Origin of the sequence: Mycoplasma sp. Mirounga ES2805-ORL, from assembly GCF_017084445.1 — a bacterium.
Classification (GTDB): Bacteria; Bacillota_I; Bacilli_A; order Mycoplasmatales; family Metamycoplasmataceae; genus Mycoplasmopsis.
The window spans coordinates 293,108-318,837 of record NZ_CP070947.1 but is presented as its reverse complement, the minus strand read 5'-3'; the positions used below and the strand labels follow the sequence as shown (position 1 = coordinate 318,837).

Annotated in this window: 20 protein-coding genes and 4 tRNA genes; 8 read left to right on the top strand and 16 right to left on the bottom strand. The window is 27.0% G+C overall.

Going from position 1 to position 25,730, the window contains the following annotated elements; all coding sequences use genetic code 4:
• Positions 1–7: 7 nt before the first annotated feature.
• Complete coding sequence (gene argS / locus JXZ90_RS01335; RefSeq protein WP_205848604.1) at positions 8–1,624, top strand: arginine--tRNA ligase; 1,617 nt, start codon at positions 8–10, stop codon at positions 1,622–1,624.
• A gap of 100 nt (positions 1,625–1,724) precedes the next feature.
• Positions 1,725–2,684 (top strand): YwaF family protein, encoded by a 960-nt coding sequence (locus JXZ90_RS01330; protein ID WP_205848603.1) that lies wholly within the window; start codon positions 1,725–1,727, stop codon positions 2,682–2,684.
• Between the two features lie 5 nt (positions 2,685–2,689).
• On the opposite strand, the gene JXZ90_RS01325 is transcribed toward JXZ90_RS01330, so the two are convergent.
• The 5 genes from JXZ90_RS01325 to infC all read right to left on the bottom strand — a co-directional run bounded on the left by JXZ90_RS01325 (position 2,690) and on the right by infC (position 7,032).
• Entirely contained in the window at positions 2,690–4,144 is a 1,455-nt protein-coding gene (locus JXZ90_RS01325; protein ID WP_205848602.1) for a VWA domain-containing protein, read from the bottom strand.
• A gap of 2 nt (positions 4,145–4,146) precedes the next feature.
• Complete coding sequence (locus JXZ90_RS01320) at positions 4,147–5,718, bottom strand: AAA family ATPase (RefSeq protein ID WP_205848601.1); 1,572 nt, start codon at positions 5,716–5,718, stop codon at positions 4,147–4,149.
• Positions 5,719–5,823: 105 nt separating this feature from the next.
• The gene (gene rplT / locus JXZ90_RS01315) at positions 5,824–6,174 is read right to left on the bottom strand and encodes a 50S ribosomal protein L20 (protein ID WP_205848600.1); all 351 of its coding nucleotides are present in this window, start codon (positions 6,172–6,174) and stop codon (positions 5,824–5,826) included.
• A 33-nt stretch (positions 6,175–6,207) separates the two neighbouring features.
• The gene (gene rpmI / locus JXZ90_RS01310) at positions 6,208–6,396 is read right to left on the bottom strand and encodes a 50S ribosomal protein L35 (protein ID WP_205848599.1); all 189 of its coding nucleotides are present in this window, start codon (positions 6,394–6,396) and stop codon (positions 6,208–6,210) included.
• 24 nt (positions 6,397–6,420) lie between these two features.
• On the bottom strand, positions 6,421–7,032 hold the full coding sequence (gene infC, locus JXZ90_RS01305) for a translation initiation factor IF-3 (RefSeq protein ID WP_371808125.1): 612 nt from the start codon (positions 7,030–7,032) through the stop codon (positions 6,421–6,423).
• Positions 7,033–7,344: 312 nt separating this feature from the next.
• Here infC and JXZ90_RS01300 point away from each other — a divergent pair, with 312 nt between their 5' ends.
• Positions 7,345–7,761, top strand: coding sequence for a gamma-glutamylcyclotransferase family protein (locus tag JXZ90_RS01300; RefSeq protein WP_205848598.1), 417 nt, complete (start codon positions 7,345–7,347; stop codon positions 7,759–7,761).
• Positions 7,762–7,791: 30 nt separating this feature from the next.
• Here JXZ90_RS01300 and JXZ90_RS01295 read toward each other — a convergent pair.
• The 6 genes from JXZ90_RS01295 to JXZ90_RS01270 all read right to left on the bottom strand — a co-directional run bounded on the left by JXZ90_RS01295 (position 7,792) and on the right by JXZ90_RS01270 (position 10,038).
• A tRNA-Val gene (locus JXZ90_RS01295) sits at positions 7,792–7,867 on the bottom strand.
• A 4-nt stretch (positions 7,868–7,871) separates the two neighbouring features.
• Positions 7,872–7,947 (bottom strand) — tRNA-Glu (locus JXZ90_RS01290).
• 3 nt (positions 7,948–7,950) lie between these two features.
• Positions 7,951–8,025, bottom strand: a tRNA-Asn gene (locus tag JXZ90_RS01285).
• Between the two features lie 1,063 nt (positions 8,026–9,088).
• Positions 9,089–9,349, bottom strand: coding sequence for a hypothetical protein (locus JXZ90_RS01280; RefSeq protein ID WP_205848597.1), 261 nt, complete (start codon positions 9,347–9,349; stop codon positions 9,089–9,091).
• 66 nt (positions 9,350–9,415) lie between these two features.
• Entirely contained in the window at positions 9,416–9,682 is a 267-nt protein-coding gene (locus tag JXZ90_RS03430; RefSeq protein ID WP_205848596.1) for an ATP-binding cassette domain-containing protein, read from the bottom strand.
• Positions 9,683–9,964: 282 nt separating this feature from the next.
• A tRNA-Gly gene (locus JXZ90_RS01270) sits at positions 9,965–10,038 on the bottom strand.
• Between the two features lie 289 nt (positions 10,039–10,327).
• On the opposite strand from JXZ90_RS01270, the gene JXZ90_RS01265 reads away from it, so the two are divergent.
• From JXZ90_RS01265 to JXZ90_RS01245, 5 genes are all read left to right on the top strand, one after another.
• Positions 10,328–12,493, top strand: coding sequence for a hypothetical protein (locus tag JXZ90_RS01265; RefSeq protein WP_205848595.1), 2,166 nt, complete (start codon positions 10,328–10,330; stop codon positions 12,491–12,493).
• Between the two features lie 16 nt (positions 12,494–12,509).
• The gene (locus tag JXZ90_RS01260; RefSeq protein WP_205848594.1) at positions 12,510–14,186 is read left to right on the top strand and encodes a transglutaminase domain-containing protein; all 1,677 of its coding nucleotides are present in this window, start codon (positions 12,510–12,512) and stop codon (positions 14,184–14,186) included.
• A gap of 295 nt (positions 14,187–14,481) precedes the next feature.
• Positions 14,482–16,284, top strand: a complete 1,803-nt coding sequence (gene dnaK, locus JXZ90_RS01255) for a molecular chaperone DnaK (RefSeq protein WP_205848593.1) — start codon at positions 14,482–14,484, stop codon at positions 16,282–16,284.
• Between the two features lie 118 nt (positions 16,285–16,402).
• Complete coding sequence (locus JXZ90_RS01250) at positions 16,403–17,134, top strand: DNA-processing protein DprA (protein ID WP_205848592.1); 732 nt, start codon at positions 16,403–16,405, stop codon at positions 17,132–17,134.
• Positions 17,135–17,257: 123 nt separating this feature from the next.
• On the top strand, positions 17,258–18,511 hold the full coding sequence (locus JXZ90_RS01245) for a YitT family protein (protein ID WP_205848591.1): 1,254 nt from the start codon (positions 17,258–17,260) through the stop codon (positions 18,509–18,511).
• A 507-nt stretch (positions 18,512–19,018) separates the two neighbouring features.
• On the opposite strand, the gene JXZ90_RS01240 is transcribed toward JXZ90_RS01245, so the two are convergent.
• Genes JXZ90_RS01240 through JXZ90_RS01220 form a run of 5 tightly spaced genes read right to left on the bottom strand, consistent with a single transcriptional unit; the run spans position 19,019 to position 25,682 of the window.
• Positions 19,019–21,994 carry an AAA family ATPase gene (locus JXZ90_RS01240; RefSeq protein WP_205848590.1) on the bottom strand — a complete coding sequence of 992 codons (2,976 nt, stop codon included), beginning with the start codon at positions 21,992–21,994 and terminating at the stop codon, positions 19,019–19,021.
• A 55-nt stretch (positions 21,995–22,049) separates the two neighbouring features.
• The gene (gene rnc / locus JXZ90_RS01235; RefSeq protein WP_205848589.1) at positions 22,050–22,781 is read right to left on the bottom strand and encodes a ribonuclease III; all 732 of its coding nucleotides are present in this window, start codon (positions 22,779–22,781) and stop codon (positions 22,050–22,052) included.
• Positions 22,768–23,772: a phosphate acyltransferase PlsX gene (gene plsX / locus JXZ90_RS01230; protein ID WP_205848588.1), complete on the bottom strand. Its 1,005-nt coding sequence runs from the start codon at positions 23,770–23,772 to the stop codon at positions 22,768–22,770. Before plsX ends, rnc begins: the two co-directional genes overlap by 14 nt.
• A gap of 13 nt (positions 23,773–23,785) precedes the next feature.
• The gene (locus tag JXZ90_RS01225; protein ID WP_205848587.1) at positions 23,786–25,414 is read right to left on the bottom strand and encodes a DAK2 domain-containing protein; all 1,629 of its coding nucleotides are present in this window, start codon (positions 25,412–25,414) and stop codon (positions 23,786–23,788) included.
• Positions 25,407–25,682 (bottom strand): hypothetical protein, encoded by a 276-nt coding sequence (locus tag JXZ90_RS01220; RefSeq protein WP_205848586.1) that lies wholly within the window; start codon positions 25,680–25,682, stop codon positions 25,407–25,409. Before JXZ90_RS01220 ends, JXZ90_RS01225 begins: the two co-directional genes overlap by 8 nt.
• Positions 25,683–25,730: the final 48 nt, after the last annotated feature.

Sequence of the window (25,730 nt, the reverse complement as noted above, 5' to 3'; positions counted from 1 at the left end):
TAGTACTATGAATAAATGTGAAATAAAAGAAAAATTACTTAAAAAATTAGAAGAAATTGCTAAAAAATTAGATATTAAAAGAAAGCCCGTTTTAATTGACTCAAAAGGACATGGAGACCTTACAACAAACATAGCTATGGGCAACAGCCAAAATCCTATGGAACTTGCACAAAAAATAGTTGATGAAATGGAACCTATAAAAGAAGATTTATTTATAAAAGAACTTGAAATTGCTGCTCCAGGCTTTATCAATTTTTTCATTAATCAAGAGTCGATGGTTGATCTGTTAAACAACGTTCTTAAAAAAGGCTCGGATTTCGGTAAAGGAAATAAACAAGGAAATATTAACATTGAGTATGTATCTGCCAATCCAACAGGTTATTTACATGTTGGTCATGCACGTAATGCAGCTATTGCAAGTACCGTAGCAAATATAGTTGAGTTTGCAGGCATGAACGTTACTAGAGAATACTACATTAATGATGCCGGTTCTCAAATCAACATTTTAGCCGAAAGTTTATTTGCGCGTTATCAACAATTTTTTGATAAATCATACCCAATGCCTGAAGAATGTTATCGTGGAACAGATATTGTTTGAGCTGCTAAACAAATGCGCAAAAGACATGGAGATGTCTTTAAAAACAAGAAATTAACTGGCAAAGTTCTTCAAACATTTAAAGATGAAGGTGTTGAATTATTTTTACAAGAAATTAAAAAAGATTGTAAAAAATTTGGAGCAACTTTTGACATTTTCTTTAGTGAAAGAACACTTTATAAAGATGACAACGTTGTTTTGAAAGATACTATTAAAAAACTTGGCAATGCTTTTGAAAAAGATGGTGCAACTTGATTAAGAACTACAGTTCATGGAGATGATAAGGATCGTGTTTTAATCAAGAGTAATGGCGCCCCAACATACTTTATGCCTGATATCGCATATCACAACATTAAGTTTACAAGAACAAACGGAATTGTTATGAATGTTTGAGGTGCTGACCACTCGGGTTACATTAAACGTATGGAATGCGCAATGCAAGATTTAGGATGAAATAAGGATAATTTAGTCGTTCTTACTATGCAACTAGTTCGTTTAATAAAAAATGGCGAAGAATTTAAAATGTCTAAACGTAAAGGAACAAGCTTCTTCTTAAGAGATTTTGCTAAATTAGTAGGCGTTGACAGTGCTCGCTTCATTTTACTAGACAGAACATATAATTCAAAATTAGATTTTGATATAGACATTGCAACATCAAAATCTAATGACAACCCCGTAATACTTGTTCAATATGCAAATGCTCGTGCTTATTCATTGTTAGCTAAGACTAAACAAATTAAAAATAAAAACTTAAAAGCGACAGAATTGACTGAAAACGACCAAAAACTAATTTTAAGTATTTTAGAGTTTCCGGAAATTATTATGAAATCTGCAGATAAGTATGTAACTAACTTACTAACCCAATATTTAATCAAATTAGCAAAAGAATTTAATTCTTGATATTCAAATTCTCCTAAAATTATTGGTTCTGAAAATGAACAAAGTATGCTAGCTATTGCGAAAGCTGTTAATATTGTTTTAGAAAACGGACTAAAATTATTAGGATGTTCAATTAAACATAAAATGTAATTAAAATAATATGTGTTTACTAATTTAGTAGACGCATTTTTATATTATTTTTTTAGCAAAAAAACTTGCTTTTATTTTTGATAATGTAAAATATCTAAATATGTATGGAATATTAAGTAATATCGATTTCTTTAAAGCTGAATATAAAGAAAATATTGAGGGAACTTTATATAAAAGTCATTGAATATCAGAGACTATGTATTGGTCATTTTTCTTTTTAAGTTATCTAGCGTGTATTTTATTTTGGTTATTTAGAATTCAAATAAAAAGTATTTATCAAAATAAAGAAACTATATTGAAAATGCAAAAAAATACTTTTTGATCCTTATTTGGTTGAATTCTCTTAATATCTATTATTGGTCGTATGATACTAGTTACTATGGCAGGTATGGATAGTGAAAGCGGTGAAAGACTTTGAGAAATTTTTCCATTTCATTTTTGTAGATTAATGTTACTTATAATTGCTATTTCATTAATTTTTAAAAAGACTCAATGAGCTAAGTATTATACATTTCCAACCTTTATAACAGTTACTATTGCTGTTTTTGGAAAAGGATTTCATAAATATTCAGGACCAGATAATTTTTGATGATGAGACTATGTTATAGCACACATTTTTCTTTTAATAGTATCTACTTTTCTATATGTGCTATTAAATGATAGTTATAAATTTAAAGATAAATTGATAACGATTCTAGCATTTGTGATAATTGCAATCATTATGTTTGTAATAAATTGAATATTGTTTGATTATGGAAAACCAGGCTGACAATCAAATTATTTCTATTTAGGCAAAGACAAAGTTAATGAATTTTCAGGCGATGGAATATTTAAATTATTATCATGACCTTATCATATATTAACTTGAATTGTAGTTTCATTTATCTTTATGTCTATCACTATTTATGTCTGCGCATTAGGTAGTAAAGTTTATATTCTTAAAAATCTTGAAAATAAATATAGATTATCAATAAAAAAATCCGATTTTTGGTATGAATATAAAAAATCATTTTCGGAATTATTTTCTAAAAGAACTAACAATATTAAGAAAGACAAATAAATATTTTATTTTTGTTTGATATCAAGCGCTTTATTTAGATCATAAATAATATGCTCAATGCTTTCTTGTGATCCATCATAAACTCAATTGCTATCAAAATATCTTGTTGTTAATTTATTTTCTGAATTACCAATAGTTAAGGAGTGAAATCTAACATTTCTTTTTTTGGCTTTTTTAATTTCTTCAATATGCTTAGATTCAAATTCATTAATTATCATATCTGATATAAATATAACATCTGCGTTTTTATATTCTTTTTCATTTACTTTTTTAATAGCTACTTTAACTGCTGGATTAATATCTGTACCTCCGCTGAAGGTTTGCGATAAAAATTTGTATAATCTTTTTCAAGAACTTGATAAGTTAGTAACTTCAAAGTCAATTGTCGCTGTAGAAAAACTAATGATAAAACATCTTCTATTATCCTTATTCGCGATTTTAATAAGTGCTAATGCAAAAGCTTTGGCAAGTGTTTCGGGCTCACCGTGCATAGACCCTGATGTATCAATTACAATAATTATTGGTCCCAATGAGTCTTTTTTAATAATTCTTTGAATTTTATTAACCTCAATTTTTTCTAAATTTTTATCTTTTAAATCAAACATAATTAGTTGTTTTTCGGTAAATAATTTATTAAATAAAATTTTCTGTTCATCTATATTTCTTAGACCTAGTTGATGTGACAGGACAGATGAAATCTCGCTACCAATTGTTACTCCCACGATGTTTGAGGGAGAATAAGATAAATATTTTTTAGAGGGAGTAAAAATATATTCTTTAATTATATTTTCTTCATATTCTTTATTTTTTGAGGCAAGCCTTCCGATAAGTTCGGCAATTTTTGGAATAAATGAATTATTTTTCATTAGGTATTCAAGCTCCCTAATAAAACTTAAATCTAGCTCATGCAAATCGTGAATACTTAAGTCTCAAAACCTACCAAAAATGTTTTGAAAACTTTCAATACCTTTGGTCATTTTTGCTATTAAATCCATTTTTTTATATAGTTCATCTATTTTATCTTTTCTTTTTAAGTTATAATTTTTAATAAATTCATTTAAGGATTGCGTTATTATGTATTTACCTATAATATACTTAAATCTGTCAATTGATGTCTTATTTAAGTTTAATAGTAACGAATCAAGAATATTATTGTAATCACATGTTATTTTTTTAAATTTAAAAATACATTCATTAAGATTAGAAATGTTTATTTTATTGAAATCAAAATTTAGTTTATTAATAATTTTACTCATTGATTTTTTAGCAAATCTAACATCAGAATAGAAAAATTCGTCAATTTTATCATTCATTTCTTTTTGTAATTTTGTTTCACTAATTTTTTCAACTTTATCTTTTATTGTATTTAAAAAACCTCTTTTCACTTTGAAAAGAAAATCTTCAATTTTTTTAGTTAGTTTATTAAGTAATTCAGTATTGTTGGAGGTTATATGTTTCATAATTATTCTTTATCAATTTTTGTATTAATTATCATTTCAATTTTGTCAAGTAGGTGATTTTTTTCAATTTTGAAGTAACTTAAAAAATCAATAATTGCATTATTTGCATAATTCAATGTTTCTAGATATGAGTTATTTAAAATTGAATTAATTTGCCTCAATTTGTCTACTTCTTTTGCAATTTCTTCTTTTAGATATGATGCATGTTTATCAAGAGATAGAAGTTCATTTTTAAGTCTATTCATCTCATCTATGTCAACAGTTTGAACATCTAGGAGTGAAGTTTTATACATTTTTCAACCATTTTTTTCATCAATTATTTCATTTAGAAAATCTATTTTGTCAAGGTATTTTCAACTAGGTCCTTCTAAATAGTTATCGCTTTTTTGAGCAGTTAAATAATAATATGAATTGTGTCCATAGTGACAACCAACATATATATTTCTTTCGTCATAAACGTATTTATTATTGTTACTATTTTTTATTAAAGGAATTCAACATGCTTCATCTTGATCATTATTTATAAATTTGAAGAAAACACTTTTTTTAGTTGGGTCGTTGTATCTATTTTTTTCTAGAGAAATAGGTGTTTTATCAATATTATATGTACTTATTTCGCTTGCAATTTTTTCAAATCCTGTTTTAAGTTCATTAAATGAAATATTAACTTTTCTAGAAACTAAATCAACAAAAAGTTCATCAAAAATATTTTGAAGATATTTTTTTTGTGAAGGGTTTTCTCATATTAAATTAGGAAGTAAGGTTAAATCTGCTATATTAACTTCATTTCTTTCAGAAACAAATGCATTAACTTTCAAAAGCCTAAAAATTTTCTTTCACCTTCGATCTGAAATGTATGGAGCTTTTTGGTTTAGTTCATTAATAATTTTTTTTCTATAATCGAGTACAAAATCGAAAATTGAATTTGGAATATTTACACATTCTGAATCCTTAATTATTTGATTTATTTCCTGAAAGCTTATTTTTTCTTTTTCGGGAATTGATATATTTTCTTTATTATTATTCATTAACTTTATGAAATTATTTTCATTTATAATAGGGTCTACATAGTACCTAATTAAAAATCTATCATAAAGAGCTTCTAGACCCATGCCTTCTTGTGGCAATTCATTAGATGCAGCAATCAATAATTTAAGAGGACATTTAATTTCTTTATCTCCGTTTTTGTATATTTTTTCATTAATGATAGTTAGCAATGTATTTTGAATTGCTGGTGAAGCTTTTCAAATTTCATCCAAGAAAGCCACATTTGCTGTTGGTAAATATTTTTCAATCTTACGTTCAAATTTATCATTATTAAGTTCTGAAAGTTTAATTGGTCCAAAAATTTCTTCTGGTGTTGAAAAGTTATTTAATAGACATTCAAAATGTTGACATTTTTTAAGAGCATTTTTTATTTGCCTAGCTAAAAGTGATTTTGCAATTCCAGGTTTTCCTAATAATAATATAGATTCTCCGGAAAATAAAGCTAAAAACGTTAATTTAATTAACTCATCGCGTTCAAGTAAAACGCTATTCATTTCATTTATTATCTTATTAAGTTTAATTTTCATTTTTTCTCCCAAATCTTTTGTATAAATTTTATATCTTTATTGCTCTAATTATTCATTTTAACTATCTGTGTCTATTATTAGAAATAAAAAATATGCCGAAGCATATTATTTTTGATTTTTAGAAACTTCTATTAAGCTTTCAAATACTTTAGGTTCATTAATTGCTAATTCACTTAGCATTTTTCTATTAATAGTAATGTTTGATTTTCTTAGACCATTAATAAATTGTGAATATGAAACTCCATGAGCTCTAGTTGCTGCATTTATACGAGCAATTCATAATTTCCTAAAGTCTCTTTTAACTTGTTTTCTATCTCTAAAAGCATATGTTCATGATTTAACAACTGCTTGTTTTGCTACTTTAAAACCAATTGATTTGTGGCCAAAGTAACCTTTGGCTAATTTTATTCATTTTCTACGTCTAGCTCTTGTAACTGTTCCGCCCTTAACTCTCATTATGTACTTCCTTCTATTTTTAAATTATTTTTATTAAATTAAGTGTTTAAATCTTTTGAGATCGGCACTACTCATTTGAACTGATTTACGGCTTTGACGTTTTTGTTTTGTGGTTTTATTTTGCGCTAAATGTGAACGATAAGCTTGTTCACACATTACTTTTCCTGTTCCTGTAACTTTAATACGTTTTTTTAACGCACTTTTGGTTTTCATTTTAGGCATATGTCCTCCTTTATGAAATAAATTTTATTCTTCATCAAAATCGGCATCATTGTTATTATCTTCGCTGTCAACAACACTTTCATCTGAGTCAGACGATGTTTTTTTATCTAATATATTATTTTCTTTCTTGTATTTAGCAACCTTAATTTTGTTGGGTTGAATATACATGTCTAAGAATCTATTGTTAACTAAAAGAGGTTCTTTTGTTATTTCAGCAATATCTTCCACTTCTTTGAAAAAGTTTTCTAAAGTAGCATGTCCTAATTCTTGACGTGCCATTTCACGCCCTCTAAATTTCAAACTAATTTTTATTCTATCGCCATCAAGTAAAAATTCACGAGCTTTACGAGCTTTAACTTTAAGATCATTTTCACCTATTAATGGTGTTAATCTTATTTGACGATTTTGAATAATGGTTTGTTTTTCTTTGGCAGCTTTTTCTTTCTTTTTACGTTCGTATTTATATTTTCCATAATCTAAAATACGTGCAATAGGCTTAGGATTAACTCCGATTAGTACCAAATCTAATCGTTGTTCCTTGGCCATTTCTATTGCTTCGCGAGTTAATTTAACTCCGATTTTTTCGCCGTCAGCACCAACCAAGAAAACTTTATTAAATGGAATGTTTTCATTAATGTGATGTTCAGCTTTTGGTTTTTTATTAGGTGTTCTTATAAGATTCTCCTTAAAATTTTATTAGATAAACAAAAGTAAAAGTGGTTCCCCACTCAAACTACATAAAAATATTAAATCTATTTTTAATTGTAGCGAGGACCCAAGGCTATTGGCCATCAGGTGAGAATTAAATCTACTTTCTGCAATTAAATATTGCTTATTCATTGTATCAAATTTTTTAGATTTTAAAATGACTATTTTTATTAATTACTTTTTGTACAATTGTGAACTTTAAAAGTTATATTTTTTAAATAATTAATATATTATTTTTTTATGAAAAAAAACACATATATTTTTAGCTATGGAACACTGCAAGAGGAATTCGTACAAAAGACTATTTTTAAAAGAAAAATAGATATGATTGATGCAAAACTTGAAAATTTTGTAATTTTTGCTGATAGCACTCCTTATTTTGGAATTATTCCTAGCAAGGATAATGAGATTTATGGAAAAATATTAGAAATAACCGAAGATGAATTAAAACTATGTGATTTATGAGAAGATACTCCAGCATTATATCAAAGAGAAATATATGAAGTTTTTGCAAACAATTTATTATATAAAGTTTGAATTTATAACAAAAAACCTAATGGTGAGTTTAAGGTAATTAAAACACCTACCAAAACTAATTCTAACTTGGATAAATTTATAAAGGACTTGCAAGAATTTATAAATAAGATTAATAAATAATTTGTTAAAAAAAATGCCCCTTCGGACAAATGGTGGAGGATGAGGGACTCGAACCCACGACATCCGCCTTGTAAGGGCGACGCTCTCCCAGCTGAGCTAATCCTCCAAAATGGTAGTCTGTACGGGAATCGAACCCGTGCGTGCATGGATGAAAACCATGTGTGTTAACCGCTTCACCAACAGACCAAATGGCGCCGATTATTGGGATCGAACCAACGACCAACTGGTTAACAGCCAGCTGCTCTACCGCTGAGCTAAATCGGCATCTTAAAACTTATTTAAGATATTAAAGCGTTAATATTATATATAGAAAAAAATAAAAACAAAATTATTTTTAAAAATTAAAAAACGCATAAATTAAAATGAGCAGATTTGGATGCTGTATACTATTTTGGAAAATCATAATGTTGTTTTATTTGCTTTGAAGCAAACTGATAAATTATATATATTCAAAGAATATAACTAAGTAATATATTCATTTTGAAGTTGAATAAGGTTTATTTTATTTTGTTTGCAAATGATTAATTTCCGATACTATTATTTTTTATTATTTAATTTTTTTGAATTGACTATTAAATTATTAACTACTAAAAAAATATTTAAATTATTAAATACTTAAAATACAATTTACTAATTTTATTGATAACTTTTTAGAGGTAAGAAAAGAGCATTTTTAAATTATATGAAATTTATTAAACCAACTTTTAATATATAAATATATTTGACTTTTTTAAATATATTAGATGATTTCTATACATTATATTAGTTATTCAGTTCCTTTTTCAAGGAAATATTAAAACGAAAACTATTAATAAACTTATTCAACAAACAAATTATTATTTCATTTACTTTTACTAAATTAGAATTATATTTTAGTTTCTTAATAAAAAAATATCAAGCTCTTCTCAAACCTGATATTAAGTAAATAATATTATTATTGAGGAAAGTAATATTTACTCAATGAAAGTTAGTTTTTCCTTTTTTATAGGAGTTATTTTTGTTAAATCTGAAGACCATTTATATTCATAGCTAGAGTTTAATCAATTTACACCAAAGAAATTAGTTTTATCTGGATTTTTGTAGTAAAGTTCCGGAATATATTTGATTGAATAATCGTCAAATGATAAATACAATACTATAAATAGACTAGTGAATATAGTTTAAGGACAGCATTTCTAAATAAAAATGATAATTGAAAGATATTGCCTATTAAATAATAAAATGTTTTATTAATTATTTTTTTCATAACGCATTCCTTCTAAAACGTTTTTTTCATAAGTTTTAACAAACTCTTTTCCTGAGTTAATTTGTTTGGTTTATTTTATTTCTACGTTTTTTTATAAAAGTAGCATAATTTACAAACTCTTTTACTTCATTTATTAAATGTGTAGATATAAAAACTGTCATATTTTGTAAACCGGGTTCATATAATTTTTATATAAAGTAGTGTTGAAGATGGATCTAGATTAGCTTCTGGTTCTTTCATTATTAATAATTCCTGTTTAGCAAGTTTAGCTAAAATTAAAGTTATTTTCTTTTTTTCTCCAGATAACAAAAAACTTATCATTTTATTTTCCGATCCATCCATTGAATATTCTTTTAGCTTTTTGATAATTTCTGCTTTGTCTATGATTTTCCCATTAAAAATCTTTATTTATTTAACCAAATAATTTATAACATTTAAATGTACTGGATAATTGAATTTAGTTTTAAAAAAAGAGAATACTTTTATTAGTATTATTTTCAAGTTTTTTTCCTTAAATAAAAATTCACCAGTCCATTTTATATAGTTGTTTGTAATGATATTTAAAGTTGTTGACTTACCCGAACCATTTTTTCCAATAAAAACATGGAATCTGTGTTTCAAAATATTGAAACTTACATTTTTTAATATTTTTTTGTTTTGTAATTTTGCTAACATTATTAATTTTTAAAATAATGTTATTGTTTTTTGTCGCTATTATTATTATTATTCATATTATTTAATACCCACCAAACAAATAACTTTATATTATTTAAAATGATTTCAAAAGTTATATTTATGTTTCTAATATTTCTTACATAAATTTATTAAGTGAGAAATATAAATAACCTGGTAATGCAAGAAACAAAAACATCATTTTTGGAATAGTTTTTACATAAATTAAATTTAAAAAAAATAATAAAAAACAGCTTTGCTGTCTATTCGGTGATTTTACTCATTTGGAGCAAATGAGGAGAATCGAACTCCCGTTACTAGCATGGCAAGCTAGAGTTTTACCATTAAACTACATTTGCAACTAATAAAAATATTACCATAAAAATATATGTTTTTAAAATTAAATTATTGACTATTTTTTCGATAATCTTTTTATAAAGATTAGTAAATAATGATAAATAATGAATAAATTTTAATAATTCAATACCAACAATTAGAATTTTAAATACATAATGATATACGTTATTGCAAATGGATAATTTAAAAGTAATTTTTTTTATTTATTTTTTAAAAATGTTTCAATGCTAGAATGGGAATATATAGAAGTAAAAAACATAATAATAAAAAAGATTTATAAAAGGATAATTTATGAAATGAAAAATGAGAAAATCGTTAGTATTATTCCCTTCGATTTTTATTCCGATAGTATCATTAACCTCTTGCAAATTGGTTGACAATTATGATGACAAGAAAGTAAAAATTATTTTTCATGATTTTCTTTCAGATGAAGATGTTAGAAAAGCAATTAAAGATTTAGTATTTGAAGACCTTAGCTACGATAAATGACTTAATACAGAAATCAATGATTTTAAATATAAAGGCTTGCAAAAAGGTTATTATCTAATTATTACTAAATCTAAAGTTGACCGAAAAGCTAATTTAATTCATTGAGAATTTAAATTATTAAAAACTATAAATAATAAAACATATCTTCAAAAAGATTTTGGTTTAATTAGCTCTAAACTAATATTTGACAAAATTAATCACAGCAAAGAAGAAGACAAAGATAATAAGCAAAATGAAAAGATAGAGTTTAAACCTTCAAAATTTGATGTTAAAGATTCATATTATGGAAAAGTAAATAAAAAAATATCTCGTAGTGTTCCTTATGAAACAATTACTCAATATAAACAAGATTTAGTTAAAGTTAATCAAGACAAGATCAAAAGCATTAAAAAATTTGAATCTATTTTTGACAAGGTAAATGAATCTTGAAAAGTAGATAATAACTCTAAAAAAGAAGTTGATCAAGTCTGAAATAACTTTATTGATTTATATTTTGAAGTTGAAAACATAGTAAAAAACAATTTTAATATTTTCGCAAACAATCCGATGTTCACTGAGTCGATTAAAGAATTCCTAAAATCCCAAGAAAAGTCTAATAAATTTGTAAAAGAATATATTTCTAGTGCAACATACTATATTGAGTGAAATGAATTCAATCATTTTAGAACTATAATCAACACATTTATAGCTAAAAACGATAAAGAGAGTTTTGATAAGTATTATAAATTTGTCGGTGGTTTTTATGTATTTAATGTGTTAAAAGATGTTGAAAAATTTGTTGATTTACAAATAAAAAATAGAGATCTAGCGTTTGATTTTACAAAAGATGGTTATGTTCCAAATGTTAAAAATTTAGACATATTTAAAAACGTTGATGAACGAACATTAGATACTAGAAAACTACTATTGGAAAAAGGCGGGTTGGATGACAATAACAAACCAATAAAATTTACTTGAAATTTAAACAGCAAGCATAAATCATTTGTTGAAAAACATATAAATAAAAATATTAATGACTTAAAAATTAGAGATGAAGAAATTCAAAATTCTCTTTGAAAGTACGAATTGTTCAAGATAGCTAGTGATAATAGTTATTTAGGTTATATGGGCGGAAATGCAAGAACGAAGGGAATGACCATTCGTTATGACAAAATAAATAAGGAATGGATAGGCATTGATTTAGGATATAGACATTTAAAAGAAGAATGAATTCCTTTGAAGAATTATGTATTAAAAGTCATTCCCTTTATCATTTCTAAAAACTTTACAGAAGAACAAATAATTAGATCAGTTCATAATTTCATTATTTGAAAAATAAATTATGATTTTGAACGAACGGAAAAAGAAATAAAAACAAGAATACCAGATTTTGGAATAAGAAATCCTTCTGTTTTTTACCAAAGTCCTAAGCTGTTAGATAAAGTTAACGGTGTTTGTGAAACATATGCTAGGGTGTTTGAATTATTTATGACTTTTTTAGATATCAAATCTTGGTATATTACCGGTGATGTTTATAGATATAAATTAAAAGATAATAATAATCCTTATACAGCACCTTTTATGTCTATTGCTAATTCAGAACCTCATGCATGAAATTTAGTTTACTCAAGAACTCAAAATAAATATCTTTGAATTGATTTAACATGGGATGATAATAGCTATGATAATCAGTCAAAAAATCCATTTAATAATAGTTTAATTATTCCATTTAAATATGAGTACTATTTACAACCGTGAGAGACATTTGCTAAACAACATGATCAGTATGGTGGCATATTGAAAAGTAGTTTAATCAACAAAAAATGGTCTGACGGAACAGATGATGTTTTTGTAAGAAATGTTAATTATTGATACTTTCTTATGAATGAGTTAGAAAAAGAGTTTAATAATAAACAGCTTTTTGAATTACCTAAACTTGAAAATATGCATCCTTACAAAAGTACATATGTTACTAAAGACAAAAATTAGGCAAATAGGAGATTAAATGAAATTGAATATTTTTAAAAAGATGGGTTTTATTACCCCTTTGGTAGGATCTATTTTAATATTAGTATCTTGTAATAATAATTCAGCAAAAGAAAAACTAGATCCAGATGTTAAAGAAAATAATGGTTTTATCTTTGAGAAAGTTGAAAATGAAAGCAAAACCAAGCCAATTTTTACTGAAAATAACAATAAGTTTCAAGTAGATTCTCATGGAATTTATAGGTCAAAGAATCCAAAATCCATTAGTTTGCAAAGTAAATTTACTAAAAGATTTCACGATATTTTCGGAAATAGTGATAATTTATTATCCATAACTCCTAAAGAGCTATCTGGAGAAAAAGCTTCTTTGTGAAATGAAGGCATTAACTTATTTAAAAAACTTGAAGACATTTTTTCGCAAAACATTTTAATTTATTATGACTATAAAGATTTTGAATATTTTAAAAAATCTCTTGAAGAATTTTTAAATGCACAAGAGAAAACACCATCTATAGCTAGTGGAGAGTCAACTCATTTTAGATCTTTATACAAGGACTTTTTTGAAAACCCTACTCAACAAAAAATACAAAAATGAATAAATGCATGCAGTCCTAGTGGTATTAAATATTTAAAAACAGTTGTTTATAAACAAATTAATGAATTTATAGATTATCAATTAAGAAATAGGGATTTAGTTTTTGATATATCTAAAGGATATAAACCTAATTTAGAAAATTTACTATTTATTGAAGAGGGCAAAACTGAAGAAATTAAAAAAGTTAGACGTGAGTTAGTGGAAACTGGATTTTCGGCTGCTAAATTTCAACCTGGTGATTTCTATGTTGAAAACTTAATCAAAATAGCAAGAAAGAAATACCCCTCAAACCAACTAGAGTATGGTACAGGTGAAAACTCATACTATGATGCTGTTATTACTAAAATATGATATGACTACGCAGGTAGTTGAGGGGCCTTTTCAGGAGTTGGTGCAAGCTATGAACATGGTGAATGAAATGAGATAGTTCTTGATAAAAACTATAATTTATTAAGTGTTCCCTTTCCAAATAGATTCAGCTCTGTCGAATATAAAGAAATTAAATTATGACTATTAGATGTAATACCTCAAATTATTTCAAATGATTTTAGTGATGAGCAGAAAATTAGAGCTATTCACAATTTTATTTGCCATAGAATCAAATACGCTATTAATGAATTTAATGCTGATCCAAGAGGTATAAATTGAAGAATTAGAAATCCTTACGCGATAGTTGATGGTCAAGATTATAAAGGCGTTTGTGAAACTTATTCAAGAACATTTAATTTATTTACAACATTTATTAATATGAAATCTAACTATGTTATAGGGAACGCATTTCACGCTGGTGGCAATGTTGAACCACATGCTTGATCTAATGTTTGATTAGAAAATAAACAAAAATGAGTATATCTCGATTTAACATGAGATGATAATAACAAAGGCAAGGATATGGATAAATACGGTAATAAAGAAATTATTCCATTCAACTATGAATTCTACCTTCAAGATTGAAGACCTTTTATAACTGATAGATTCAGCGGAAGACTTCAAAGAGATATTTGACCTTTATTGAGACAACAAGAATATATGACTAAAGCATCGAGAGAACAATTTCACTACCCTTTACCAAATCGCTATGAAGTTGGCCACAGATTTTAAAAAGATATCACGTTAATAATTAAATACGTGTTATTTTTTTTATTTTATTCAATAGAAAAATCTATAAATAGTAATTTTATATATTTTAAATATACCTTATATAATCTAATAATATGTAACCTTGATTATTTACCTTATTTAATATATTTATATGAAATCCAATGTTAGATGGTTAGATGTGTTTATCCTTAAAAAAACTTTGTAAAAAAATTAGCACTTATATTTGTTAAGTGCCAAAATAGTGATAAAATTACATTATAAAATTTAAAAACTTATAAAAAGAAAGGGACTAAATATGGCGAAAGAAGTTGTATTAGGAATTGACTTAGGAACAACAAACTCTGTTGCTGCTATAGTTGAAAATGGACAACCGGTTATTCTTGAAAACTATAACGGTAAGAGAACTACACCTAGTGTTGTAGCATTTAAAGATGGGGAAATTATTGTTGGTGATAATGCTAAAAACCAAATTGAAACTAACCCAGATACCATCGCATCTATTAAAAGATTAATTGGTACAAACAAAAAAGTTAAAGCAAATGGTAAGGAATATACACCCGAACAAATTTCGGCTATGATTCTTGAACACCTTAAAAAATATGCAGAAGAAAAAGTTGGACACAAAATTGAAAAAGCAGTTATTACTGTTCCTGCATATTTTGATAATGCACAACGTGAAGCAACTAAAACCGCTGGTAAAATAGCTGGTTTAGATGTGTTGCGTATTATTAATGAACCAACCGCTGCTGCTTTATCATTCGGTTTAGATAAAACTGAAGATGAAAAGAAAGTACTTGTATTTGACTTAGGTGGTGGTACATTTGACGTTTCTATATTAGAATTAGCAGAAGGAACATTTAAAGTTCTTTCTACATCAGGGGACAATAGACTTGGTGGTGATGACTGAGATAACGAAGTTGTTAGCTGATTAGTTGATCAAATTAAATCAAAATACAAAATTGATATTACAAAAACAAAAATGGCTATGGCTCGTTTAAAAACAGCTGCTGAAAAAGCAAAAATAGATTTATCTTCATCTAAGAAAGCAAGTATTATCCTTCCTTTCTTAGCTCAAACATCTTCTGGCGAACCAGTTAATGTTGACTTAGAATTAACACGTGCTGAATTTGAACATATGACTGAAAAACTAGTTGAAAGATGTAAAAAACCTATTCAAACAGCACTTAAAGACGCAAAATTGAAATTATCTGAAATCAATGATGTTCTTTTAGTGGGTGGTTCTACACGTATTCCAGCTGTTCAAGAGTTAGTTAAAGAAATGTTAGGAACTTCTCCAAATAAAACAGTTAACCCTGATGAAGTTGTTGCTTCAGGTGCAGCTATCCAAGGTGCTGTATTAGCTGGTGATATTGATGATATTCTTCTTGTCGATGTTACACCTCTAACATTAAGTATTGAAACTGCTGGTGGTATTGCAACACCTATGATTTCAAAAAATACAGCTATTCCTGCAAATAAATCACAAATATTTACAACATATTCTGATAATCAAACAGATGTAACAATTAAAATTGTTCAAGGTGAAAGACCTTTAGCAATCCAAAATAAATCATTAGGTCAATTTAATTTATCAGGAATTAGACCTGCTAGATCAGGTGAACCTCAAATCGAAGTTACATTTAGCATTGATGCTAACGGTATTGTTAAGGTTTCTGCTAAAGATAAAGATACAGGTAAAGAACAAAGTATTACAATCAAGAACTCTTCAAAACTTACTGAAGAAGAAATTAAAAAAATGATTGAAGAAGCAGAAAAGAACAGAGAAGCTGATGCTGAAAAAGCACAACACATTGAAATTATTAATAGAGCAACAGCAGTTGTCGTTAAATTGAAGAAATTATTAGATGAACACGCTGAAACATTTAATGAAGAACAAGTTACTGAACTTGAAACAAAGATAAAAGAAATTGAAGAATGAATTCAAGCAAAAGAAATTGACAAATTAAGAGATATGTTAATCGAAATAGATGATTATATTTCACAAATTAATGCAACAGTAAGTGGAGGAGAAAACCCTGATGCCCCTGCTGATGAATTTGTTGATGTTGATGAAGAAACTGTTGAAGAAGAATTCTAATTAAAACAAAATTAAAATCCTTAGTTACCCAATTGGGTAACTTTTATTTTAAAAATATTTTCCATTTCATAATTTTAAATAGATAAAAGGCTATAAAAAAATGTGAAAGGAATATTAAATGAAAGAGCTATTAGTTTATTTTAGTTATCTTTATGAAGGCAATTTATCAAAGATAAACAAAGCATTGCTAAATAAAGAGAAAGTATCAAATGAACGAATTGAAGAAGTTTTAACTATTTTAAAAATAAAGAATATAAAATATCTAACAATATTAGATGATAAGTATCCTTTTTTTCTAAAGGAATATAAATATTCTCCTTTAGTATTTTTTTATAGAGGAAATATTAATCTTATTAATAATAGACTTGCATGTTTAACAGGAGATATAATTAATGAATTAACATTGAAAAATTTGCATAAATCGTTAAATAAATTGATTTATACGCACAACTTCATTTCTAGTGGTTTTAAAAATTTAGAGCAAGAAATATTAAACTTTTATCGTAAATACAAAAAACCAGTAATTCATCTTTTAGCTTTTGGACATGATTTTTTTAATGATTACAAGGATTTTGAAAATGAACTTTATATATCTGTCTATCCCCCTAGCACCAATCCAAAGTTACAAAGATTTAAAGATAGAAATAATTTAGCAAGTATGCTAGCTGAATTTTTAATAATCTATAATTCAAAACACGATAGTGGAATAATTAATTTGGCAACAGCATTTGCCAATAACAATAAAGATGTTTATTGTTATCCTAGTTCAAATTATAATGATGGAAACACTTTTTTGATAAAGTCAGGAGCAAATCTAATTACACATGTTGCGGACATAAATTTTTACTAATCTTTATATGTTTTCAATATAATTAATTTTAAAACTTAAACAATAATAATTATTTCTTAAATTTGTTATGTAAAAACCAAAAGTAAACTAAAATATACAAAAACGTATTATTAAGGAATAGTTATGGAAAAAACATTTTTAGAAAAAGAAAATAAATATGCTATTGAAGAAAAAAAACTTATTGTAACAAAACTTGAAGAAATAAATAATGCGGATGAAGCAGATAATGATGAAGACTTAGACGTTAAGAACCTAGAATTATTTATTTATAAAAGCGATAAGAATGTTCAAAATAAAAAAGACATTAATAGACGCAAAAGATTTATAAAAGATATTTCTATTAAATTAACTTATATGTTTATTGCTGCTATTATTTTTAACTTTGGAGTTATTGCATTTTTAAATAAAGCTAATACAGTTCCTAGTGGTATTTCAGGTATTGCTGTTTTAGCCATAATATTGCATCCTAATGTTGAACCTTGATTTGCTGCAATATATTTAGCCACTAATATACCTCTATTTTTAATTTTTAGTTGGAGATCTAAAAAAAGTTTTACATTTCTAACAATAGCTTTCATGCTATTCCAAATAATTACTAATTTATTTTTTACAACAATACCAGCTGTTGAAAATTTCATTAAGGAAAGAATTAATATTTCTCCCGGATGAAATTCGATACTTGAATTCAAGGATCCAGTAACTCATGTTATAACAAAATATGAAAATCCGGATCAATGACCAATATTTCTTAATGGTCTTATAGGTTCAGTATTTTTAGGTTTTGCAATTTCTATTGCTTGAAAACATGGTGGTTCAACTGGTGGGACGGATATAATTGCATATTATTTTTCAACTAAAAAACAAAAAAATATTTCTTCAATCTTATATATTATTTCATTTTTAACAACAATAACATTCTTATTAATATTTGCATTTGTAAAACCTCATGCTCCACATCTCGCAACTAATTCTATTGAAATGATTGGTGGAGTAAAACATGAAGTTGTTACTGTAAAACCTGGTGTTATCTTTGGTCTTAGAGAATATACAAGTTTACAATATATATTTATTGTTAATATAATGATTCATTTCATTTATCCGAAATATAAAAAAGTTGCTGTAGAAATTTGAACTGCAAATCCTAAAAAAACTATTAAATTCCTTAAAGTTATTGAATATTGACATGCATATTCAATTCATACTGCTGAAAGTGGATACACGGGCAAACCGGTATATAAAATTGAAACAACAATGCTTCTTTTTGAGACAAAACCTTTTATTAAAGATTTGAGAAGGCTTGATCCTACTCTTTGAATTAATGTTAAAAAAGTACATTCAATTATTGGGCAATTTAATACTAAATTTGTTGATGAATAAATTAAAAATCAAGTAGATAAAATATTACTACTTGATTTTTAATTAAATTTAAAGGTTTAGAACTTTTCTAAATATGTTTCTTTTGTTAAAAAATCTGTTTAAGTATTTTAAATTATGATTTTTTCTAATTTTTTTTTAAAAGTAGGTAGCTTTCTATAACATTTGATTATAAAATCTTTGTTGCTAATATCATATATTTTCATCAAATGATTTAAGATTCATTAACTAGATTATAGTAGATAAATCTTGCCGTTCTAACATGTTTTACTTTGCTATGAAATTTTATTATACGTAATTTTTTCTAGTAATTCTTTTATTATATTATTTGATTTATCTTCTATATTCTTTTTTAGGTTAATCGCTGCATGAAATTTGTAAATGCTACTTCAATATATCTATGAAAAATATAACTTCATTTTTCATTATTATTTACCAAGATCATATTTTTTAATTTTTAGGTAATTTGATTTTATTAAAAAGTAACACTCAACTGTGTTACCTTTATATTTACATTTCTGATTTTTTATCTTGTGGTTCTTTTTGTTCATCTTCGACTAATTTTTTAGCTTCAGCTAATTCAATTGTGAAGAAAGTTGTCATTCCTCTGTTTTGCATTGTGGCTCCAAATAATGAGTCAACCCTGCTCATTGTTCCATGACGGTGAGTAATAACTAAAAATTGAGTTTTAGGTTTCAATTTTTGTAGGTATTCAGCATATCTAACAACATTAGCCTCATCCAATGCAGCTTCTACTTCGTCAAGTATACAAAGAGGAAGAGGTCTTGCTTTTAATATACCAAATAATAGAGATATAGCAATTAATGATTTTTCTCCTCCTGAGAAGAGTTTTAAATTCTTGATATTCTTGCCCGGAGGTTGAGCTTCAATTTCTACACCTGAATCTAAAATATTTTTAGGATCCGTGAAATATAGTTTTGCATGTCCACCGCCAAACATTGTATTAAAGACATTATTAAATTCATCATTAACATCATGAATAATATTAGCTAATCTTGTGGTTATTATTTTGTCCATATCCGCTATTGCATTTTCAATTGTTTCTTTAGCTTCAGATAATTCTTTTTCACCATCAACGTAGTTGTTATATCTTTTTTCTTCTTCAACCAATGTTTCTAGAGCCTCTAAGTTAACACTACCTAATTTGTCAATTTCTTCTCTTAAAAATCTAACAATTTCTTCCGCTTTATCACGGTTCATTTCAAGTTTGAAGTTTTCAGCCGCACTTTCAAATGTCATTTTATATTGTGCAGCAAGTCTTTCTCTTGATTGATCAAGTAAAAGTTTTGATTTTTCTTTTTCTGCTATTTTTTTAGCAAATGACACTAAAAGATTTCTTAATGTTGTGTCATAATCATTTTTCATTTTTTGTGTTGAATTAATTGTGTATCCAATAGAATCAACACGTTCACTTTTTGCTCTAAATTCAGCCTCTAAAGCCACTTTTCTACTTTCTAACACTTGTAGGTCTGCTTGTTGACTTTGAGCGCTAATTCCTTTATCCTCAAGTTCAATTTGTTGATTTGATATACTCTTAAGTTTAATATTATATTCATCAAATAAAGCTTGTTCTTGTCTTTCATCAACAACTAAATTAGTTTTTTGATTTTTTAATTGTGCATCCAATTCGATTGCACTATGACGGTAGTTTTGGATTTCATTTAATTTAGTTTCATTAGCATGTATATCAGCTTCTAAACCTGGTATTAAGTCTTGAAGTTGTTTAATTTTTTCGTCAAAGTTAAGCATAGATTGAGATGAAGCTTTAGTTCCGCCCATTATAACTCCACCAGCCCTAATTGTGTCACCATCTAATGAAACAACCATGTATCTTCTATCAAGTATTCCGGAAATCTTATTTGCATTTTGAACATCATCTGCAATTATTATGTTTCCTAATAGGAATTTAGATAGTACATCAAAGGAAGGATCAATGTTAATTAAATCACACGCAATGCCGATAAAACCCGGGTGCCCTTGGATCGCTAATAAATGGTCATCACGAATTGATTTGGGTTGGATTACACTTAATGGAATAAATGTTGCTCTACCGCCATTATTTTCCTTTAAGAAATTTACACCTTTAACAGCCGTTTCAGATGTATCAACAACTAAATGTTGACTTGCGTTTGCTAGAATAGCTTCTATAGCTGTTAAATATTCATTAGGAACTTTAATTAAATCAGCGACAGTTCCTTTTAATGAACGACCAAAATATGATTTATTTTCTAGTATATTTTTTGTTCCTTTAAATAGAAAAGTATTATTTTCTTTTTGACTATTTAAAATATTTAAGTGAGTTTCAACTTTAAACAAATCATTCTTCTTTTTATTGAATTTAACTGTAATTAAGTTGATTTCATCATCATAGGTTTGAATATTATTTTGATTATCTTTTATTTTGTTTTCAATATTTTGAATTTCTTTTTTAAGATAATTGATTCTATTACCGTGTGAAATTAATAATTTTTTATAAGCTTTAATTGTTTCATCTTTGTCAACTTTTAGTTGTCCTTCAGCAATCATCCGCTCACGTTCATTTTCACGAGCTAAAGATAAACCTAATTTATTTAATCTTTCTCTTACTGATTCAAGTTCAATTGATAATGTTTTTAATTCAGCCTCAGCTGTGGCTTTGAATGATTGATTTTGATTTATTTTAGCCTCAGCTTCTTCACTTCTTTTCTCAAGATCGCTTTTAGTTTCCGCAACCCCCTCAAGTTCTAAACTTAATTCTTCATATTTTCCACCGAAGTGTTGAATATTATCTACTAGTAAACCAACTTCAACAGATTTTAATTCTTCACTTTTGGCAATGTATACTTTAGCTTTTTCTGCTTGTTTTCTAAGAGGGTTAAGCTTTCTTTCGATTTCTGCTATTAGTAATCTAATTTGATCTAATCCTTCTTGTGTTTTAGATAATTTGCTTAGAGCTTCTTTTTTTCTAAATTTGTATTTTGAGACACCAGCCGCTTCTTCAAAAATTGCTTTTCTTTCTTCAGCTGTTGCTTCAGCTATATCACTAACTGTTCCCTGTGAAATAATAGCTAAAGAAGACTTACCAATCCCACTTTCCATAGCGATTGATAAGATGTCTTTTTGTCTACAAACTTCACCATTTAAATAGTAAACATTGTTCCCGGTACCTCTTTCAAGAACACGAGAGATAACAACAGTTTCATGAGGGATACTGCTCAAACCATCTTTATTATCAAAAGTTAAAGTAACAATTGCTTTATTTAGAGGTTGTGCTGTTTTAGAACCTGCAAAAATAACATCATCCATGTTATTTCCACGTAGTTCTTTTGCACTTCTTTCACCTAAAACCCATTTAATTGCATCATTAATATTTGATTTTCCTGAACCGTTAGGACCAACTATTCCAACAACACCACCATCAAATTTAAGTGAAATTGGTTCAGCGAAGGATTTAAAACCGTGTGCTTCTACTTTAATTAATTTCATAAAACTCCTTTATAAACTAACTATTTAATTTTACATTTCTATTTGTATTTTAACTTTAAACTTTTAATTTTTTTAATGCTTCTTTAGCAGCATTTTCCTCAGCTTCGCTTTTACTTTTTCCTTTGCCTTTACCATATATTTTATTGTCATGTTTAGCTTCAGACTCGAAGTGTTCGGCAACGCTTTTAGTTTCGTAAGTAACAGCAATTTTTGAAAAACTTTGAATATACTCTTGAAATGTTGTTTTATAGTCTTTTAATGATTCCTGCTGTATTAGTAATTCATCTTTCGAGCAAACATGGTGATCAACAAATTTTCTAGTAACATTTATATCTTGATCTAAATATATTGCAGCAACCAATGATTCAAAAATGTCTGCAGCAACTTTTTGACTTCTAATAACATTTTCATACATTCCACCAGGTCCTGTTAGTATATATTTTTTTAATTGAATTTCATTTGTTACATTTGCTAATGCTTTTGTGCAAACTAATTTAGATCTAAGCAAAGTTAGCGATCCTTGATCTAAATTTTTATGCTTTTTAAAAATATAATCAGAAACTAAAAATTGAAGAATGCTGTCCCCTAGGAATTCTAGTTCCTGATATTGACCGACTCTAGAATCTTCTTCTTGCTTGCTATGTTTAATGTATGATGGATGTGTTAAAGCAGTTTCATATAACTGAGGATTATTAACATTAATATTTAAGCTAGTCTTAATATAATCGATTAAGTCACTTTTTCACTTTTTTATGTTATTAAAGTAAATAAAATTATTTTTTTTCATATATACGTTCTTTCACCTTGTTTAAGATATTCTTTTCAAGTCCTATTTTTATTTGGTTTAGAGCTCCTAAATACGCTTTAACATCACTGCCACCATGTGACTTGATCGCCATTCCATTAAGTCCGACAACTCAAGCAGCCCCAACATTTCTATAATCTAGTGTTTCGGCCACATCTTTATATGCACCTTTTGAAAGTAAATATCCTATTTTTCTAATTGACTTTTTCATTATTTTTTCTTTTAAAAGATCTTTAAAACTTAATATTGCTCCTTCTAAACTTTTTAAAACCAAATTACCGCCATAGCCATCAATAACAACAACATCCGCTAAGCCTCTAAGTATGTCTCTTGGTTCGCTAAAACCAATATAATTAAGTTCATTTTGATTTTTTAAACTTAAATTAGCTTCTCTTACAAAGTCTAAACCTTTAAAATCTTCAGTTCCTATATTAAGTAATGAAACTGTTGGGTTATTTTTTTCAAAAAATACTTCAGCAAAAATAGAAGCTATTTTAGCTCATTCTACTAAGTATTCACTAGTAGTATTTATGTTTGCTCCAACATCAAGTAGAAAGAATTTTTTGCCACTTATAGTTGGCATCATGGGCATGAAAGCAGCTCTTGAGATACCTTCAATTTTTTTTAACTTAAAACTACTTAAAGCTAAAAACATGCCTGAATCTCCCGAGGATAAAACGGCATCACATTTATTGTTATTAACCAAATCTATAGCATCATTCATTGCTGTTTTTTCATGCAAACTTTGTCTAATGTTTTTAGGATCTTCAAAATTATTGGGATTATTAATTATAGAAATATTTAATTTTGAAATATCTATTTTATTATTTTCATAATAATTTTTGATTTCTTTTTCAGGGCCTACTAAAGTAATTTCAAAATTTTTATTATCTTTTACAAATTTAGTACTTGCCTCTAGTGCGTTTTTTATTCCGTTGTCATTTCCAACAATATCAAAAGCTATTTTATACATTATGAAACCACCTTTATTCAAATCCTATGATAAAGTGATAGTGTGGTTGATTACCATTTATAATTTCAATTTCGACATCATAATTACTTTCAACAAAATTTTTGATTTCATTAGCATCATCTTCGCTAGCATCATTTCCATAATAAATAGTAATTATTTCACTATCTTCAGTAATAGCTTTTTTAATCAATTCTTTTGTAGCGCTAATATATGAGTTTTTTGCTGCAACTATTTTAGAATCATAAATAGCTATAAATTCACCTTCTTTAATTTTAATGCCGTCAATTTTAGTTGTTCTTATACTTTGTGTTACTTCACCAGACTTAATAAGTTTAATAGCCTCATTTAAAGTATCTTTGTTTTCCTCAGCTGTTGCATCAGCATCAAAATTAAGTAGTGCAGTAAAACCTTGTGCTTGACTTTTTGTTGGGATAATAAAAACTTTTTTGTCATTAATTATTTGCGCTGCTTGTTCCGCAGCTAAAAAAATATTTTTGTTGTTTGGCAAGACAAAGATATTTTCTGCATTAACTGAATTAATAGCATCTACAATATCTTGTGCGCTTGGGTTTTGTGTTTGTCCACTCTCAATAATTGCGTCACAACCAAATTCTTGCATTCTGTTAATTATTCCGTTACCTAAATTGCATGAAACAATTCCGCATTTAGTTAAATTTTTAGAATTTGATTGTTGTTTACTATTTTTCTTGTTTCTTGATTCTGATGCTTGTAAACTCATATTTTCGGATTTAATTTTTATAAACTCTCCATATTTTTGAGCAAAATTTAATAATTCTCCAGGTTTTAGTGTATGTCCATGAACTTTAACTATTTCATTATCTTGAACAATAACTAAACTTGTTGCCTTTTTGTTCAATTTCTTTTCAAAATCCTTTTTATCAAATTCTTCAGGATTTTCAAGCTCGATAATAAATTCGGTGCAATACCCAAACTCTCCCTCAAACACTTCATCGTCCGAAATGAATTTGTTTGGATCATTTTCGATATCACTTTTTTCAATAACTTTTCCAGATTCTAAAAATTTGTACATTCCTTCCAAGATAGTTAAAAATCCTTCTCCACCTGAGTCTGTAACACCCACTTCTCGTAAAACCTTTAATTTATTTGGGGTATTTTTACATGACTCTTTTGCAAATTCGTAAGCTTTTTTAAAAAAGGTTTCGACCGATTCTTTTGCTTCTTCTGATTTTGTTAGTTGTTCCGTTGTTTCGCGTATAACAGTTAGAATGGTTCCTTCAACTGGCTTTAAAACTGATTGGTAAGCTTTTTCAGTTGCTTTTTTAAATGCCTCCAATAATAAATTAGCATCTGCTGATTCTTTTCCTTCAAAACCTAAAGAAATACCTTTAAAAATTTGACTGAGGATAACTCCACTATTGCCTCTAGCACCAAAAAGCATTCCCTTTGAAACTGCAGCTGATATTTCTGCTAGATTAGTTGATGAGTTATTCTTAATTTCGTTTGCAGAATTAGCAGCTGTTGAAGCCATGTTAGTTCCAGTATCTCCATCAGGTACAGGGAAAACATTTAGAGCATCTATTCTATTTTTTTGGTTGAATAAGTTATTAGATCCGGATATAATCATTTGTTTAAATATTTGACCATCAATTTTTTTATTCATTTGTGATACCTCCAATAATTAAATTAATTTTTCCAATAATTGAACCGCTTTCCTTTAATTTGTATCTTAAGTGAGAACTTACAAGGTTTATTATATTTTTTGCTGATTCATTTCTCAAAATTGTAATTTGCGCCTTAAAGCAAAATTTGCCATTAATTTCCTCGACTACAATATCATTTTCACTATATTCGGAATTTGAAATTGATTTAATTCCTGGTGTAGATTCTAAGCTATCTATAAAAAGTTTTTTCAAAACATCAAGATCCATAATATTCCTTTCTCTCGCTTTGCAGCATGTTGATTATTTTAGCATATT